We start from the raw sequence: 14902 nt of genomic DNA, 5'->3' as shown, positions 1-14902 counted from the left end.
GCGCAGGCGCTGGGCGCGATCGTAGAAGGGCTTGCCGGCGGCCCAGCCCTGGCACTGGTTGAGGAGGCCGGCGTAGACCAGGAGGAACGGCACGAGGGCGGCGTGGCGTTCGCCGTGGGCTCGGACGCCCTGGTCGAGGGCCTCCTTGGCGAGCGTCTGGGCGGCGGCAAGGTCGCCATTGGCCCGGACCTCCTGGGCGCGAGTGAGGAGTTGTTCGGCGCGGACGGGGTCGCCGATGCGGCTCGCAGACTTCGGCAGGGTCTCTTTCGCGGCGGTGCGGGTGTTGAACCAGACCATGGTCGTCTCCCTCCAGGATGAAGGGAGTCTGGCGCGGCGGCGGCAGGGGCGACATGGCCGCTGGTCAGGCGCCGGGCCTCACCTTGGTCAGGGGGTTGCCCGGACTGCGGGGAAGCTGCGGGGAAGCGGCTGGCACCTCTCAGGGCACCTCTCGGGCGGGTGTCGTTTCGACCGGGCATCGGGCGTGCTAGAAAGATCCCTGCCATGCGAAAAGGACGCCCTCTTCCGACACGAGCCCCGATGCTTGCCCTGTTCGTTCTCGCGCTCGCCGGCCTGCCGGCGGCGGCCCCCGCCCAGACCGCCTCGGCGCGGCGCACGCCGGTCGTCGCAGTGGTCGAGCGCGTCGCGCCCTCGGTGGTCAACATCTCGGCCGAGTCGACCGTGCGCGAGGTCGATCCGTTCTTCGGCAGCTTCTTCGGCGGTAGCCGCCAGAGGAAGAGCCAGTCGCTGGGCTCAGGGCTGATCGTCGACCCGTCGGGGCTGGTGGTCACCAACGAGCACGTCATCGAGGGGGCGTCGCGGATCCTGGTCACGATGCGCGACGGCCGCGAGCTCGAGGCGACGGTCCTGGGGGCGGACCGCGACGCCGATCTCGCGGTGCTCAAGGTGGCGGCCAAGGGCCTCCCGGCGACCCCGCTCGGCAAGAGCGCCAATCTCCTCATGGGGGAGACCGTGGTGGCGATCGGCAATCCGTTCGGTCTCACCCACACGGTGACCACCGGCGTGTTGTCGGCACGGGGGCGCGCGGTCGGCGGCGGCGGCCGGCGGGCGCTCTTCACCGACTTCCTGCAGACCGACGCCTCGATCAACCCGGGCAACTCGGGCGGTCCGCTGGTCAATCTCGACGGCCAGGTCATCGGCATCAACACGGCGATCGTCCAGGGCGCCGGGATCGGCTTTGCCATTCCCGCCGACCGCGCGCAGCGCGTGGTCGACGACCTGCTGCGCTTCGGCGAGCTGCAGCCCCTCTGGTTGGGCATGCGGCTGGTGACGATCGACCCGGAGCTCGCGGTGCGCGAGGGCTATCCGGTGGCGCGCGGCGTGCTCGTCGACCGGGTGGACGACGGCTCGCCCGCGGCGCGGGCCGGCATCGTCGCCGGCGACCTCCTCACCGCGGTCGACGGCCGGGCGGTCGACTCGCGCGAGGACCTCTCGACGGCCTACTACTCCGTGCCGCCCGCGACCTCGCTCCTCCTCGAGCTGCTGCGCGGCAAGGAGAAGCTCAAGTTCGCGGTGGCGGCGATCCGGCCGCCAGTCGGGATGGGGCTGCGCCTCCTCGAGCGCTCGGTCGGGCTGCGGGTCGAGCTCCAGCGCGGGCGGCTGGTCGTGGTGGGTGTGGCGCGGGGCTCAGCGGCTTTCGAACGCGGCCTCGAGGCCGGAGATGTCGTGCTCGGGGCGAACGGCAACGAAGTCGCCGACCCGGAAGCGCTCGGCCGCGAGGTCCTGCGCGGCTTCGACCGCGGCGGCCTCCTCCTCGTCGTCCAGCGCGGCCGCTTCGCCTACAACCTGAGCTTCCCGCTGTAACCGGAAGGCGAGACCACGGAATGCCGGTCGATCGCCCGGCGTGGAGAGCGGGCGGAGCCGCTACGTCGGCGGAGTGTCCGAGACGGAGCCGCTGCGTCGGCGAAGTCTTCCGACCTCAATCCAGATCGAACGGGCGTTTCGGGGGGCCGGTGTCGGGGTCTTCCTGGGCGCGCTTCAGGGCTTCGTTGAACTTCTCGCCGAGCAGGCGCTCGCGGTCGCCCAGGGCGGCCTTCTCGCGCTCGAAGAGCTCCTCGGCGCGAGCCTTCCCGGCGTCGAGGCCGGCGAGGAGCTTGTCGAAGTCGTGGCCGCCGGCGAGCGGCTCTTTGGGCTTGGTGTGCGCGAGGATCGTCCCGGTGGCGGCATCCACCACCATTTCGACGGCGCACTCGGGGCAGCGCACGGTAAGCTTGCGGGTCACGGACACGAGGAACAGTCTACTTGACCTCATCGATCGACATCGCCTCCCGGATCTTCCGGCATCGCGGACTGCTGGCCGCGCTCACCCTGCGGGAGTTGAAGGCGCGCTATCGCGGATCGATCCTCGGCTTCTTCTGGTCGCTCGTCCAGCCGCTCCTGCTGCTCGCGGTCTACACCTTCGTCTTCAGCATCGTCTTCCAGCCGCGCGCCGCCGGAGCGGAGCCCTACGCCCTCTTCCTGGTCTGCGGGCTCTTCCCGTGGATCTGGCTGTCAACAGCTCTCGTCGAGGGGACGACCTCGCTGGTGGCCTCCGCCGGCCTCATCCGGCGCGCCGTCTTTCCGGCCGAGCTGCTGCCGATCGTGCCCGTGCTCGCGAACCTCGTACACCTGCTGCTCGCGCTGCCGGTCCTCGCGGCGGGCGTCGCGCTCGGCCGCTTTCAGGGCTTCGACGTCGGCGGCTGGGGGGTCGTGGCGCTGCCGGCGATCGTCCTCCTCGAGCTGCCGCTCATCGCCGGCATGGCGCTCGCGCTCGCGGCGCTCCACGCCCATTTCAAGGACGTCAAGGACCTGCTGACCAGCGCGCTCACGCTGCTCTTCTTCCTCACCCCGGTGCTCTTCCCGCTCTCCGCGGTGAGCATTCCGGCGCTGCGGCGGCTGGTGCGACTGAATCCCGCCACGCCGTTCACCCTCGCCTACCAGGACGCGCTCTTCGCCGGGCGCTTTCCGCCGGCGGCGCTCTGGCTCGAGATGGGCGCCGTCGCTCTCGTCGCCTGGCTCATCGGCTGCTGGATCTTCAACCGCCTGCGCGAGACCCTCGTGGAGGCCCTGTGACCTGGGCGGTGCGCGCCGAGCAGGTCAGCAAGCGCTATCGCCGGACGGCGAAGGGCTTCCAGCTGCGGACGCTGAAGAGCGCCCTGCTGGGGCGCCGCGGGGACGAGGCCCTGGCGGGGGACGAGACCATCGCCGCCGTCGAGGACGTCTCCTTCGAGATCGCGCGCGGCGAGGCGTTCGGTATCGTCGGCGGCAACGGCTCCGGCAAGTCGACGCTCCTCAAGATGATCGCCGGCATCCTCAAGCCGACCACCGGCAGCCTCGAGACCGCCGGCCGAGTCGCCGCCCTCATCGAGCTCGGGGCCGGGTTCCATCCCGAGATCTCGGGGCGCGAGAACATCTTCATCAACGGCGCCGTTCTCGGGCTCTCGAAGCGCGAGATCCACGCCCGCTACGAGCGCATCGTCGAATTCTCCGGCCTGGCGGACTTCCTCGAGGAGCCGGTCAAGAACTACTCCTCCGGCATGTACGTGCGCCTGGGCTTCGCGGTGGCGATCCACACCGACCCCGAGATCCTGCTCGTCGACGAGGTCCTCGCGGTCGGCGACGAGGCGTTCGCGCACCGCTGCCTCCGCCGGATCGAGGAGCTGCTGGCTTCGGGGAGGACGGTGATCTTCGTCAGCCATGCGCTCGGCCTGGTGGAGGATCTCTGCTCGCGCGTCCTCTGGTTGGACGACGGCCGGGTGCGCCTCCTCGGCGACCCGCGCCGGGTGGTCGACGGCTATCGCCAGAACGTCGCCGAAGACGAGGGCCGCGCGCACCGCGAAGCCAAGGAGGAGCGCGAGCGCGAAGAGGAGGGCGTCCACGCCGCCGTCGTCGCGGAGGACGATGTCGGCGAGGTGCTGCGGTGGGGCTCCGGCGCGGCCGAGGTCATCGGCGTGCGGCTCCTCGACGGCGCGGGGGGCGAGCGCTACCACTTCGAGAGCGGCGAGGCGGTGACCTTCGAGATCGAGGCCCGGGCCGCCCAGCCGCTCACCGACGTCGTCTTCGGCGTCGGTCTCTTCTCGCCGCGCGGCGTCGAGGTCTGGGGCACCAACACCGACATCGACGGCTTCGCGAGCGCGCGCTTCTCGGGCCGCGCCAAAGTGAACCTCGAATGCCCGAGCCTGCGCCTCGCGCCGGGGGAGTACCTCGTCGATGTCGCCGCCCACGCGCAGGACGGAGCGCCGTACGACTACCGCCGGAAGCTCCTCGCCTTCTCGGTGACCAGTGCCGCGGGCGGCGCCGGGGTCTACCTGCCGGAACACCGCTGGCGTTTCGCTGCCCCGGGCGCTGCGGCGGGCAGCGCCGACACTGCGGGCGAGCTCCACTTTCAAAGGAGAAGTCATGAGTGAGCCGGACGCCGGAGCCCAGAACCTCAACATCAAGATCGGGGACGAGGAGCTGAAGGGGCGATACTCGAACCTGCTGCGGATCACCCATACCCGCGAGGAGTTCATCCTCGACTTCGTGAACCTCGTGCCGCCGCAGGGGATGGTCACGGCCCGCATCGTGACCAGCCCGGGGCACCTGAAGCGCATCGTTCAGGCCCTGGCGCAGAACCTGGCGCGCTACGAAGAGGCGTTCGGCCCGATTCCCGAAGCGGCCGACCCGACCGGAGGCCGCAAGGTCCACTGAGGGTGCTTGCGGCCGACCCCGGCGAGTGCGATAAGGTTCCGCGCTCCCGCGATGTCCGCCGATCCCGCTCTCACACCCCAGCCTCAGCCGTCACCGCCGGGGGCTCCAGGCGCCATCGGTAGTCCGTCGTCCACACCGACGCAGTCGATTCTCAAGGGCGCCTGGCTCGCCATCGCGCTCGGCTTCGCCATCGAGGCGCTCATCCTCGGCTCCGTGGCGCTCGCGGGCGGGGCGCTGGCGGCGAAGCCGTTCACGGCCGACCTGGTGCAGAAGGTTTCGTGGTCCTTCTTCGTCTGCGTGGCGCTCGCCGTGGCGCGCACCGCCTCGCGCTCGACCGGCGTCGTGATGGGGGTGGTGGGCCTCCTCGCCGCGCCCGCCGCCTTCGCCATCGCCCGTGGCCTGCACAAGGGCGCCTCGCAGGCGCTCGGCCTTCTGGCCGCAGCGGCCCCCGGGCCGTCGCCGATGCTGGTGGCGGGCATCAAGGGGTTGCAGTACGCGGTGCTGGGTCTGGCGATCGGCTGGATCGCGAAGAAGGTCTGGGGCGGCGTCGCCGCGCACGCCGGCGTGGGCCTCGCGAGCGGCCTGCTGTTCGGCGGTCCGTTGCTCGTCCTGACCTTTCAGGCGATGCCACAACTGTCCGCCGGCGCGGTCGCGGCTCGCAGCGTCAACGAGCTGCTCTTTCCGGTCGGTTGCGCGCTCGTGCTCTACGCGAGCGATACGCTCGGCAAACGCCTGGCCTGAACCTGCACCCGCTCCCGCGGGTGCAGGGCCGACCTCCGGCGGTGAACCTCCGCCACCACCCCCAGGTGGTCCGAGACGCGGTCGTCGAGGGTGGCGTAGGTCGAAAACTCCAGTCCCTCCGACACCAGAATCCAGTCGAGCTGGACGAGCGGTCGCCAGGCGGGATAGGTCGCTGCCCCCGACTCCCTGCACGGTCGCAGCTTGAGCTCGTGCAGCAACAGATCGAGGCTGCGCCGGCGCTCGCTCCAGGAGCAGTTGAAATCGCCCATGACGACCAGGTGGCCTTCGTGTCCATGGAAACGCTCGATGAGCTGTTCGACCTGCCGACGCCGTACGCGGTCGGCGAGGAAGTCGAGGTGGATCGACACCACGTCGACCGGCTCGCCGGCGAGCGCTTCGGGGGCGACGGTCGCGGCGACGAACCCCTTGGTGTCGCGCCAGTTCTGCAGAAAGGCGTGCGAGTGGGTGGCTTCGAGGGGCAGGTGGGAGAGCAGCGCCGTGCCGTAGGAGAGGTCGAGGCGGGAGAGAACCTCGCGGTTGTGCTCTCCCCTGAAGGCATGGGGGAAGCCAGCCAGCCCGGCGAGCGCCTCGACGTGGTCGAAGCCGCCGCTCCAGAAAGACGGTCCATCGGCCTCCTGGAGTGCCACGACGTGCGGCTTCTCGCGCTCGAGGACGTCCGCGATGAGCTCGAGGTTGCGGCGGATCGTCGAGTCCTTGAGCAGGCTCTGATGCTGGGCCTTGCGCCGCGCGTGCGCGATATTGAGCGACATCAGGCGGAGAGTCTCGCCGTCCGTAGCGGTCGCTGCCGGCCGCTGCGAGACGGCCGCCCGGTGCCGGGCGTGGTGCTTCCCCGCGAGGCGCCGCCGGCCCCCGCCGCCGAAGATCGAAATGGCCATGTCGCTCCTGAAAACAGCCGGGAGGCCTTGAGGCATTCCCGGACGGAGAACCGGAAGCTACTTTACGCCGAGCAGTTCGACATCGAAGACCAGGGTGGCATTGCCGGGAATGACGCCGCCGGCGCCGCGGGCGCCGTAGCCCATCTCTGCGGGAATGCGCAGCTTGCGCTTGCCGCCGACCTTCATTCCGGCGACCCCTTCGTCCCAGCCCCGAATCACTTCGCCGGCGCCGAGGTGAAAGGAAAAGGGCTTGCCGCGGTCGAGGCTGGAGTCGAACTTGGTGCCGTCGAGAAGCCACCCGGTGTAGTGCACCTCGACCGTCATGCCGGACCTGGCCTCGGCACCCTCTCCGACCTTCAACTCCTGGAGCTCGAGACCGGATGGGTTCTTCTTCCACTCGGGTGCAGCGGCCCCCGGTTGGGTGTCGCCGGGCGGCTTGGCGAAGGCGAGCCCGGCGAGCGAGAGGGCGCCAAAGGCGATGCCGGCGAAACCGGCGAGGGTAGAAAGCGAAAGGCTCATGATTGGATCCCCTGGATGGAACGAGACGTGGCCGACGTGGCGGCGGCGAGATTGCCGGCGCGATAGACCTCCCGGCCCGCCTTGATCACGGAGCGCACCGGGTTGACCCCGTAATGATAGGCAAGATGGAGGAGGTTTGGGGCCTCGAGCAGCACGATATCGGCCCGCTTTCCCGCCTCGAGGGAGCCGATCTCTCTGCCGAGCCCGAGGCTGCAGGCGGGATTCAGGGTGACAGCGGTCAAGGCCTCCTCGATCGTCATGCCGAGCTCGAAGACCGCGAGCTGGACGATGGTCGGCAACGACTCGGTGTAGGAGGAGCCCGGATTGCAGTCGGTCCCGAGGGCGACCGGCACTCCGGCGGCGATCAGGCGGCGCGCCGGAGCATAGATCCGCTTGGCGAGGAAGAAGCTCGTGCCCGGCAGCAGGAGGGCGGTCACGCCGGCGGCCGCCAGGGCCTCGATGCCCGCCGGGGAGACCGCCATCAGGTGATCGGCCGAGAGGGCCCCGAGCTCGGCTGCGAGCTGGGCGCCACCCGAATCCACGAACTCGTCGGCGTGCAGGCGCGGCAGCAGCCCGTGGCGGCGACCGGCCTCGAGCACGCGCCGCGACTCGGCGGCCGAAAAGACGCCCTTTTCGCAGAAGACGTCGCAGAAGCGGGCGAGGCCCCGTTCGGCCGCCGCCGGGACGATCTCTTCGCAGACCAGGTCGAGATAGGCGTCGCGCCGGTCGCGATAGTCGGCGGGCACCTCGTGCGCGGCGAGGAGCGTCGGGACGAGCTCGACCGGCTGGGCCGCTCCCGCCGCCCGGATGGCCTCGAGCTGCTTCAGCTCTTCTCCCAGGGAGAGCCCGTAGCCGCTCTTTGCCTCCGCGGTCGTCGTGCCGCACGAGAGCATCCAGCGCAGGCGGTCGAGGGCGAGCTCGACGAGCTCCGGAGCCTCGGCCGCGCGCGTCGCGCGCACGGTCGCGAGGATGCCGCCGCCGGCCGCGGCGATCTCCTGATACGAACGCCCGCCGAGGCGCTGGACGAACTCGTCCTCGCGCGAACCGGCCCAGGGCAGATGGGTGTGGCCGTCGACGAAACCGGGCACTGCGGTCATCCGCCGACCGTCGAGCCGGGCGGTCCCGGGGAGCTCGCCCCAAAGGCGCTCGCGCTCGCTGCGGCTGCCGACGAAGGCGAGGCGGCCGGCGCGGCAGAGGATCTCGACGCCGGAGGCATCGGGGGCAGTGGAGCCCGCCGCGCCCGCCGAGCCCGCCGAGCCAGCTGAGCTGCCTGAGCCAGCGCGCAGGCGCAGCACGGCGCGCTGCTCGGCGCCGCGTCGCGGGGTCGTGCCGATCGGCGTGGCGATTTCGGCGAGGTTCTCGATCAGGAGGTCGGTCATGGTGTCGGCAGGAGCTCCCGGCCGGCGGCCTCGACCTCGGTCGAAATCCAGGCTTCGACCTCCTGCCAGTCGAGCTCCGCAGCGAGACCCGGCATCGGCTCGCCGGCGGCGGCGCCGGTGTCGGCCAGCCCCTTCATCGCCTGCAGGGCGAAGTCGCCGACGTGCCCGAACTTCTCGGCGGCGCGTTCGAGGAGCCCGGCGAGCGGCAGCTCGCGGCAGAGCAGATGCAGGTCGACGAAATCGCGCCGGCTGCCCCGGCTGATGATCGCGCCGAGCTTCATGAGGCCGAGATCGACCGCCGAGGCGACGGCGAGCTCCTGCTGCCCGAGCGGCTCGACGAGCGGATAGGGGTAGTAGAAGAGACGCAAGGCGATGTCGCTAGAGGTCTCTTCCAGGGAGGGCGCATCCGGGCCACTCGGCGGGGTCGGCAGCCAGACGGAAAGGTAGCCGTCGCGGGCGGTCTCGACGCGCGCGCCGGGCGAAAGCGCCAGCAGGTCGGCGAGCAGGTCGCGGCGATCCTGGGGCGCCAGCCGGTTGGCGGGCGACATGAGGTCGAGGTCACGCACAGGCCGGTGTCCGAGGTAGAGGGCCAGAGCGGCGGAACCGGCGAGATAGAAGTCGGAGCTCCAGGGACGCTCGCTGAGTCCCCGCAGGAGGTTTCGGGTCCCGGGGGCGAGCGCCTCGAGTCGGGAGGGGTTCAGGCGAGCGGCCAGAGCCCCTCCGCGAGCGGGTGAGGTGCGGACGACTGGATTCGAAGGGCCCGGCTCCAGAAGCGGCGGCTGCGGGCCGAGAGCTTGCGCCCGCCGTGCTCGCGCACGAAGGCGGCGATCTCCTCCCGGCCCATTGCGGCGGCGAGCCAGGCGAGCTCGTTGCGGTTGCCCTCTTCGAGCAGCCGCGCGATCACCAGTGTGCGGCTGTGCGGATCGTCCGCAGTCCCGGGCGGGAGCCCGAAGAGATGGCGCTCCGCCGGCTTGGCCGTGTTCACGCTCCGCTCTTCGAACGGCGCAGGGTGTGGACCGTCGCGGCGGTGCGCTCGTCCTCCATCTCGGCCTCGAGAATCTGACTGAAGAGCTCGAGCGTGCTCTTGAACTTGAGCTGCAGCTCCTTCCTGCGCATGCGGAGCTCGCCGATGCGGCTCTCGACTTCGGCGGCGCGCTCGGCGGCCTGGCCGACCATCCGCTCGGCGGTGATCTCCGCTTCGCGCACCAGGAGCTGCGCCTCGCGCTGCGAGGTGGAGATCATCTCGTCGGAGACCTTCTTGCCGCGCAGGATGGCGTCGTGGAGCTGGCGCTCGCGCTCCTCCGAGTGCGCGACGCGCTCGCGCAACGAGCGGTTGTCGCGCTCGAGCCGGTCGATCTCACCCAGGCGCTGGGTCAGGTCCTCGGCGACGAGGGCGAGGAAGTTCTCCACTTCGACCGGGTCGTAGCCGCGCATCTTGAGTGCGAAGCGGGTCTTCTGGATATCGAGTGGCTGCATCGGCACGGGCGTCTCCTTGGGATCCCTACAACAGGCGCGGCTGCCCGCCGAGCGAGTAGAGGATCCCGTTCTTGATGAACAGGATCAGCAGAATCGCGAGCATCGGTGAGAGATCGAGCCCGCCCAGTTTCTCCGGCGGCACGAGCTTGCGCAGTGGCCTTTGAACAGGTTCGGTGAGCCGGGCGAGGATTTGGACGATCGGGTTCCTGGGGTCGGGCGAGACCCACGAGAGGAGCGCCCGGATGATCAGGATCCAGGTGTAGAGATCCATCACGCCGAAGACGAGCTGCAAGAGACTGAAACCGAAACCCTGCGCGAAGTTCATCGTTTCCTGGTCTCCGATCCGTCGCGCGGCGGGCGCCGGGCGCTTCGCCACCGGACGGCAGAGGGTAACACGAGAGTGTGCATGCCACAGGCCGGCCTAGGACTGGCGCTCGCCGAAGAGCGCACTGCCGATCCGGACATGGGTGGCGCCCTCCTCGATGGCGACCTCGAAATCGTCGCTCATGCCCATCGAGAGCTCGCCGGCGAAGTCGCGGGCGCGCCACTCGGGGCGCTCTGCGAGCGCGTCGCGCAGACGGGCGAGGCGGCGGAAATGGGGCCGGGAGTCCTCGGCGGAGGCTCCCGGGGGCGGGATGGCCATGAGGCCGCCGATCCTCAGGTGCTCGAGCACGGCGAGCGGCGCGAGCACCTCGAGATCGGCGGCCAGGTCGTCGACCGCGAAGCCGTGTTTGGACTCCTCCGCGCCGAGGTTGACCTCGATCAGGCCGGAGAGCCTCCGGCCCTGCCGGGCGGCCTCCTGGTCGAGCTCGAAAGCGATGGCGGGACGGTCGATCGCATGCACGACGTGGAAGAGCGCCACGGCCTTGCGGACCTTGTTCGACTGCAGGGGTCCGAGCAGGTGCCACTCGATGTCGGGCGGCAGGAGCGGCGCCTTCGCTACGGCCTCCTGCACCCGGTTCTCGCCGAACGAGCGCAGGCCGCAGGCATAGGCGGCGGCGAGCGCCTCGAGCGGTTGCCGCTTGCTGGCGCCGACCAGCCGGACGCTCGCGCGGCTCCGGCCGGCGCGATCGCAAGCGGCCTGGATCCGGCGCTCGATCTCGGCGTAACGGCCAGCGGGGGAGGCGACGTCCAAGGCTCGAGCCCTCGCGCTGGCCGTCAGGGGGTCAGGCGTTCTCTTCGACGCGGAGGAAGCGCTTGCAGCCTTCGCACTGGACGATCGTCCCGCGGCTGCGGATCTCCACCGCCACCTGCGGGCGAATCTGGTAGTTGCAGCTCGAGCAGTGCCAGATCGCCTGCGCTCCCGGCCGCTCGACTTTGCGCACCACCGCCAGAGTGTCGCCCTTGTAGCGCTCGAAGATCCGGCGCAGATGCCCCAGGATCGGGCGCGGCAGGCCGACTTCGAGCGCCTCGACCTCGGCCTTGAGCACCGCGGCGCGTTCGGCGACCACGGGCTTCTCGGCCTCCCAGCTCACCAGCTCGACCTGATACCGCGCGTCGAGATCGGCGAAGACGGCGCGGCGCTCCTCGAGCTCCTGGCCGATCTCCTCCGAGCGCGTCAACGCCGCGAGAGCGGCGTCCTCGAGGGTTTTGGTCTGCTGCTTCACGGTGTCGATCTCGGTCAGCAGGGCGCCGTACTCGCGCTGGTTGCGGACCTTCGAGACCTGCTGCTGAAAGTGCTTGAGCTTCTCCTGCGCGTCGGCGATGGCGGCCTCGGCCTGGCGTCGGTCGAGCGCGGCCTGGGTCGCGTTCGCTTCGAGCAGGGCGAGCTCCGCTTTGGCGGCAGTGAACTCTTCGTGCAGCGCGCGCATGCTTTCGGGAACTCCTGCGAGGAGCGCGCTGGCCGATGCCAAAGACTGCATGGAACGGCTGAGATGGACGAGCTGCGAGATCAGATCGGTCATGGTTTATGCAGTGGGTCCACCTGGATTCGAACCAGAGACCTGCCGGTTATGAGCCGGTTGCTCTAACCGCTGAGCTATGGACCCGGGATGAGCTCCGCCCAGCAGGCGGCGAAGCCAGTATAGCGAAGCCCCACGATGGGGCCTTCCCGGGTCAGCTGAGATCGGAATACAGGCTCCGGTAACTTTCTGCCAAGACAAGAATTCGTTTCACGTAGTTGCGCGATTCGACGATCGTGAGGCCTTCGAGGAAGCGGTCGACCTCGCCCGTGGACTGCTGTTCGCGCCAGAGGCGTCCGATCCGGCCCGGTCCGCCGTTGTAGCCGGCCAGTGCGAGCTCCACCCGGTTGTCGAAGATCCCCAGCATCTGACGGAAGTATGTCGTACCGAGGCGCAAACTGTACTCGGGCTCGAAGAGCCGCTGCGTCGAGAAGCTCATTCCGAGCCGGCGCGCGACCTCTTTGCCGGTCGACGGCATGAGCTGCATCAGGCCGCGCGCCCCGGAGCGGCTCTTCGCCGACGGGTCGAAGCCGCTCTCCTGGTGAACGATGCCGAAGACCAGGGACGGCGGCAACGACTGCTCGCTCGCCAGGCGCAGCACCTGGTCGGCGTAGGGGCGGGGGTAGTAGAGCTCGAGGGCGGCGCGCGGCACGGTCTCCTGGTGGGCCGTGGCGAGCCGGGGAAAGGCCTTGCGCAGCTCACGCAGGCTCTCACGATGCGCTCCGGCGCGGGCGAGGACAAGACCCCTGAGCGCATCGACGGCGCGGCCGTCCGCCGTCGGCGCGAGACGATCGAGCTCGGCGGCGGCCAGCTTGTCGAGCGCGAGGTCGGAAAGCCAACGCGCCCGGTCGATCTTGCTGTCGGTGGGCCACTCCTCCCGCTGGGCATCGCGATCGGGCGCGGCGGTCGGCGGGGCGCCGGACAGGCGAAGCGACGCCTGCCGGGAGTAGAAGTCGGCGGTGTCGGCCCGCGTCAGCTCGGCGAAGGTCGCCAGCGAGCGTTCGCGATCGCCGAGCTTCTCGAAGGCGCGCCCCGACCAGTACTGGGCGCTTCTGGCGTAGGAGATCGCCGGATAGAGGTCGCGCAGCTCGCTCCAGTAGCCGACGGCGCCGCTCCAGTTGCCGGACTGGTACTCGCGCCAGCCGCGCTCCCAGAGCGACCGCGCTCCGAGCGTGTCGTTGGGCGCGATCTTCACCAGCTGATGGAGCAGCTCGATGGTCGCGTCAATCTCGCCCGCGGCCTCGAGCTCGATGTAGAGCTCGCGTAGCGCCTCGGCCTTGAGCTCGGGGGAAGCCGGGAGGGCGGCGGCACGGCGCAGCGCAGCAAGCCCTTCGGTGCGCAGGGTCGCGCGCTCGGCGGCCGGCAGGGCCGGCCGGCCGCGGCGCACCGCGGTCAAGTCCGAGAAGGCGTGGGCGCGCTCGAGCTCCAGACGCGCCAGAGGGTCGCCGCCGGCGGCCGCGCCCATCTTCGCCCGGGCCAGCGTCAGCTCGGTGAGCGCCTCGCCACCGCGCTGCAGAGCGGTGAGCGCCCGGGCCCGCAACAGGCTCCACTCGAGATCGCGGTCGGCGAGCGCCACGGCCTCGAGCGTGGTGATCGCGCCCTGGGGCACCTCCGCCCGCACGAGCGCGGCGGCCCGCGCCAGCAGCTCCGGCGTCGAGAGAGCGGCCCGCCAGTCGCCTTGGGGCTGCTCGACCAGGGCGGCGGCGACTTCCAGCCGGGCGGCGGCGAGCGGCGAGTCGACCAGCAGACGGCGGGCGGCTTCACGCTGGACCACGGCGTCGCCGGTCGCGCGTCCGATCTTCCAGGCGAGGCTGTCGAACTGCTCGCGTTCCGCGGCAGAAAGCGGTTCGCTGCGGCCTTGCCCGATGAACTGCAGGGCGTCGCCGACCTTCGACTCGGCGAAGGCCAGCTCGGCGAGCTCGAGGAGGCTGGCGCGGCGCAGGGGCGACTCGGGAGTGGCGCGAAGCAGCTCCTCGAGCGCGGCCCGCGCCGTCGAGGTCGCGCCGCGCGCCGCAGCGACCCCGGCGAGCTCGAACAGGCGGAGGTCCTCGAGCGCGAGCGGCCCCGGACCCTTGCCGAGCAGGCGTTGCGCCTCGTCGGTGCGCCCGTTCTCCGCGGCCAGGAGGCCGAGGACGACGCGGGCGCGGCCGGCATCCGGTTCGGCGCCGGCCATCTGCGTCGCGAGGGCTCTGGAGGCGGCCGCGAAGCCGCCGGTGCGGGCGGCACGGGCCGCCGCGATGAAGCTCGGAGCCAGCGGCCGGTCCGGGGAGAAGGTGCTGGCGGATGTTCCCGGCTCCGCGGCGGCCGTGACGGCCGGTGCGGCGGAGGCGGCCGGCGACTGCAGGAAAAGCGCTGCCGTGACGGGCGCCGAGAGGAGCGCCAGGGTGTAGACGGTGCGGCGGAGCAGCGTCACCGGCAAGGTGCCCTCAGATCCCCAGGGCGCGCGGATCGCCGCCCGCGAGACTGCGGATCAACTCCTGCTGGAAGTAGTCGGTCGTGCCGCGGACGCTTTCGTGCACGCGCTCTTCGTAGATCTGGCGTGAGCGATCGATGTCGTCCTTCAGGCGGTGGTAGATGTCGCGATTGTGCCGCCCTTCCTCCACCTGATCTTCGTTGTAGAGCTTGATCTCCGAGACCAGGAGCCGGGCGAGCCGGCGTGCCTCTTCGTGCAGCGCGTTGTCGCCCGTGCTCCGGGCCGCGCGCAGGCTCGAGAAGGCCCAGCCGGGGCCCTGCAGATCGGCCGGAGGTGCGACCTCCGTCGTGCGCGGGCGCGAAACCGTCGGCTCGTCGTCGTGAAGTCCACCGGACGTCGGCGCGGGCGGGGCGGGGGGCGGGGCCGCAGGCGGCGTCGGCGCGGGGGCCGGGCGCTGCAGCATGACGGTTGAATCCTCGCTGAGCCCGGCATCCTCCGAAAGGGGCGGAGGGGGCGGAGCGAGCGCCGCAGCGGGCGGCACGAAGGCGATCGTCGCGGCGGAGCTCGCGAGTCCCGGCTCGGGGGGAGCCGGCGGCGTGACGTCCGGCTGGGGAAACTCGTTCGTCACGGCCGGGAAGCGCTGCGTGGCAGCGGCCGAGAAGGTCGAGTGCGGCGCGGTCGTCTCGTCGACCTCGCGCCATTCGGCAGCCGCCGAGGCTGTCGCGGCCGCATCGGCGAAGCGCTCCGCAGCCTCGAGGTCTGGGGTTGGCGGCGACAGGGGAATCTCGTGGGTCGGCGTCGCGGACGGCCAGGAGGTCTCGGGGGCGTCGAAGACTTCCGGTGTCCTCGCCATCTCCAGCGGCTCGTCCGCGGCTGCGGCCGCCAGCACCG

17 protein-coding genes and 1 tRNA gene are annotated in these 14902 nt (G+C 70.9%); 5 read left to right on the top strand and 13 right to left on the bottom strand.

The features are described 5' to 3' along the window. Positions 1 to 297: hypothetical protein (locus tag KBI44_19175; GenBank protein ID MBP9146608.1), on the bottom strand; the 297-nt coding region annotated here is incomplete at its 3' end. Between the two features lie 240 nt (positions 298 to 537). Between KBI44_19175 and KBI44_19170 the strand changes: the two genes are divergently transcribed. After that, positions 538 to 1821 carry a trypsin-like peptidase domain-containing protein gene (locus tag KBI44_19170; protein ID MBP9146607.1) on the top strand — a complete coding sequence of 428 codons (1284 nt, stop codon included), beginning with the start codon at positions 538 to 540 and terminating at the stop codon, positions 1819 to 1821. A 115-nt stretch (positions 1822 to 1936) separates the two neighbouring features. On the opposite strand, the gene KBI44_19165 is transcribed toward KBI44_19170, so the two are convergent. Continuing rightward, positions 1937 to 2245: a hypothetical protein gene (locus tag KBI44_19165; protein MBP9146606.1), complete on the bottom strand. Its 309-nt coding sequence runs from the start codon at positions 2243 to 2245 to the stop codon at positions 1937 to 1939. A gap of 14 nt (positions 2246 to 2259) precedes the next feature. On the opposite strand from KBI44_19165, the gene KBI44_19160 reads away from it, so the two are divergent. The 4 genes from KBI44_19160 to KBI44_19145 are packed head-to-tail and all read left to right on the top strand — an operon-like array spanning position 2260 to position 5427. Continuing rightward, the gene (locus KBI44_19160) at positions 2260 to 3069 is read left to right on the top strand and encodes an ABC transporter permease (protein ID MBP9146605.1); all 810 of its coding nucleotides are present in this window, start codon (positions 2260 to 2262) and stop codon (positions 3067 to 3069) included. Beyond that, a complete protein-coding gene (locus tag KBI44_19155) occupies positions 3066 to 4403 on the top strand; it encodes an ABC transporter ATP-binding protein (protein ID MBP9146604.1) in 1338 nt (445 codons plus the stop codon). The genes KBI44_19160 and KBI44_19155 overlap by 4 nt, the downstream gene beginning before the upstream one ends. Beyond that, on the top strand, positions 4396 to 4686 hold the full coding sequence (locus KBI44_19150) for a DUF3467 domain-containing protein (protein ID MBP9146603.1): 291 nt from the start codon (positions 4396 to 4398) through the stop codon (positions 4684 to 4686). The genes KBI44_19155 and KBI44_19150 overlap by 8 nt, the downstream gene beginning before the upstream one ends. A 51-nt stretch (positions 4687 to 4737) precedes the next feature. Then, entirely contained in the window at positions 4738 to 5427 is a 690-nt protein-coding gene (locus KBI44_19145; GenBank protein ID MBP9146602.1) for a hypothetical protein, read from the top strand. Here the strand turns inward: KBI44_19145 and KBI44_19140 are convergent. The 11 genes from KBI44_19140 to KBI44_19090 all read right to left on the bottom strand — a co-directional run. Then, a complete protein-coding gene (locus KBI44_19140) occupies positions 5391 to 6323 on the bottom strand; it encodes an endonuclease/exonuclease/phosphatase family protein (protein ID MBP9146601.1) in 933 nt (310 codons plus the stop codon). The two genes, KBI44_19145 and KBI44_19140, sit on opposite strands and share 37 nt — an antisense overlap. Positions 6324 to 6380: 57 nt before the next feature. Further along, positions 6381 to 6842, bottom strand: coding sequence for an FKBP-type peptidyl-prolyl cis-trans isomerase (locus tag KBI44_19135; protein ID MBP9146600.1), 462 nt, complete (start codon positions 6840 to 6842; stop codon positions 6381 to 6383). After that, the gene (locus KBI44_19130) at positions 6839 to 8221 is read right to left on the bottom strand and encodes an imidazolonepropionase (protein MBP9146599.1); all 1383 of its coding nucleotides are present in this window, start codon (positions 8219 to 8221) and stop codon (positions 6839 to 6841) included. The genes KBI44_19135 and KBI44_19130 overlap by 4 nt, the downstream gene beginning before the upstream one ends. Next, positions 8218 to 9081 (bottom strand): nucleotidyl transferase AbiEii/AbiGii toxin family protein, encoded by an 864-nt coding sequence (locus KBI44_19125; GenBank protein MBP9146598.1) that lies wholly within the window; start codon positions 9079 to 9081, stop codon positions 8218 to 8220. Before KBI44_19125 ends, KBI44_19130 begins: the two co-directional genes overlap by 4 nt. 121 nt (positions 9082 to 9202) lie before the next feature. Further along, entirely contained in the window at positions 9203 to 9697 is a 495-nt protein-coding gene (locus tag KBI44_19120) for a DivIVA domain-containing protein (protein ID MBP9146597.1), read from the bottom strand. Positions 9698 to 9722: 25 nt separating this feature from the next. Continuing rightward, positions 9723 to 10022 (bottom strand): YggT family protein, encoded by a 300-nt coding sequence (locus tag KBI44_19115; GenBank protein ID MBP9146596.1) that lies wholly within the window; start codon positions 10020 to 10022, stop codon positions 9723 to 9725. Positions 10023 to 10118: 96 nt separating this feature from the next. Continuing rightward, the gene (locus KBI44_19110) at positions 10119 to 10832 is read right to left on the bottom strand and encodes a YggS family pyridoxal phosphate-dependent enzyme (protein MBP9146595.1); all 714 of its coding nucleotides are present in this window, start codon (positions 10830 to 10832) and stop codon (positions 10119 to 10121) included. Positions 10833 to 10863: 31 nt separating this feature from the next. Continuing rightward, complete coding sequence (locus KBI44_19105; GenBank protein MBP9146594.1) at positions 10864 to 11508, bottom strand: hypothetical protein; 645 nt, start codon at positions 11506 to 11508, stop codon at positions 10864 to 10866. Positions 11509 to 11612: 104 nt separating this feature from the next. Continuing rightward, positions 11613 to 11685: transfer RNA gene (locus KBI44_19100), tRNA-Ile, on the bottom strand. A 67-nt stretch (positions 11686 to 11752) separates the two neighbouring features. Beyond that, positions 11753 to 14017 (bottom strand): transglycosylase SLT domain-containing protein, encoded by a 2265-nt coding sequence (locus KBI44_19095; GenBank protein MBP9146593.1) that lies wholly within the window; start codon positions 14015 to 14017, stop codon positions 11753 to 11755. Between the two features lie 7 nt (positions 14018 to 14024). After that, on the bottom strand, positions 14025 to 14902 hold an 878-nt coding region (locus KBI44_19090; GenBank protein MBP9146592.1), incomplete at its 5' end, for a hypothetical protein.

The sequence above is a fragment of the Thermoanaerobaculia bacterium genome, assembly GCA_018057705.1.
Taxonomy (GTDB): domain Bacteria; phylum Acidobacteriota; class Thermoanaerobaculia; order Multivoradales; family JAGPDF01; genus JAGPDF01.
Note: the sequence above shows the minus strand (reverse complement) of the source record. Positions and strands in the feature narration are given on the sequence as shown.

Coding starts and splice junctions, on each gene's coding strand:
- KBI44_19170 (MBP9146607.1), top strand. CDS start 538: ATGCTTGCCCTGTTCGTTCTCGCGCTCGCCGGCCTGCCGGCGGCGGCC.
- KBI44_19150 (MBP9146603.1), top strand. CDS start 4,396: ATGAGTGAGCCGGACGCCGGAGCCCAGAACCTCAACATCAAGATCGGG.
- KBI44_19145 (MBP9146602.1), top strand. CDS start 4,738: ATGTCCGCCGATCCCGCTCTCACACCCCAGCCTCAGCCGTCACCGCCG.
- KBI44_19140 (MBP9146601.1), bottom strand. CDS start 6,323: ATGGCCATTTCGATCTTCGGCGGCGGGGGCCGGCGGCGCCTCGCGGGG.
- KBI44_19135 (MBP9146600.1), bottom strand. CDS start 6,842: ATGAGCCTTTCGCTTTCTACCCTCGCCGGTTTCGCCGGCATCGCCTTT.
- KBI44_19130 (MBP9146599.1), bottom strand. CDS start 8,221: ATGACCGACCTCCTGATCGAGAACCTCGCCGAAATCGCCACGCCGATC.
- KBI44_19120 (MBP9146597.1), bottom strand. CDS start 9,697: ATGCAGCCACTCGATATCCAGAAGACCCGCTTCGCACTCAAGATGCGC.
- KBI44_19115 (MBP9146596.1), bottom strand. CDS start 10,022: ATGAACTTCGCGCAGGGTTTCGGTTTCAGTCTCTTGCAGCTCGTCTTC.
- KBI44_19105 (MBP9146594.1), bottom strand. CDS start 11,508: ATGCGCGCGCTGCACGAAGAGTTCACTGCCGCCAAAGCGGAGCTCGCC.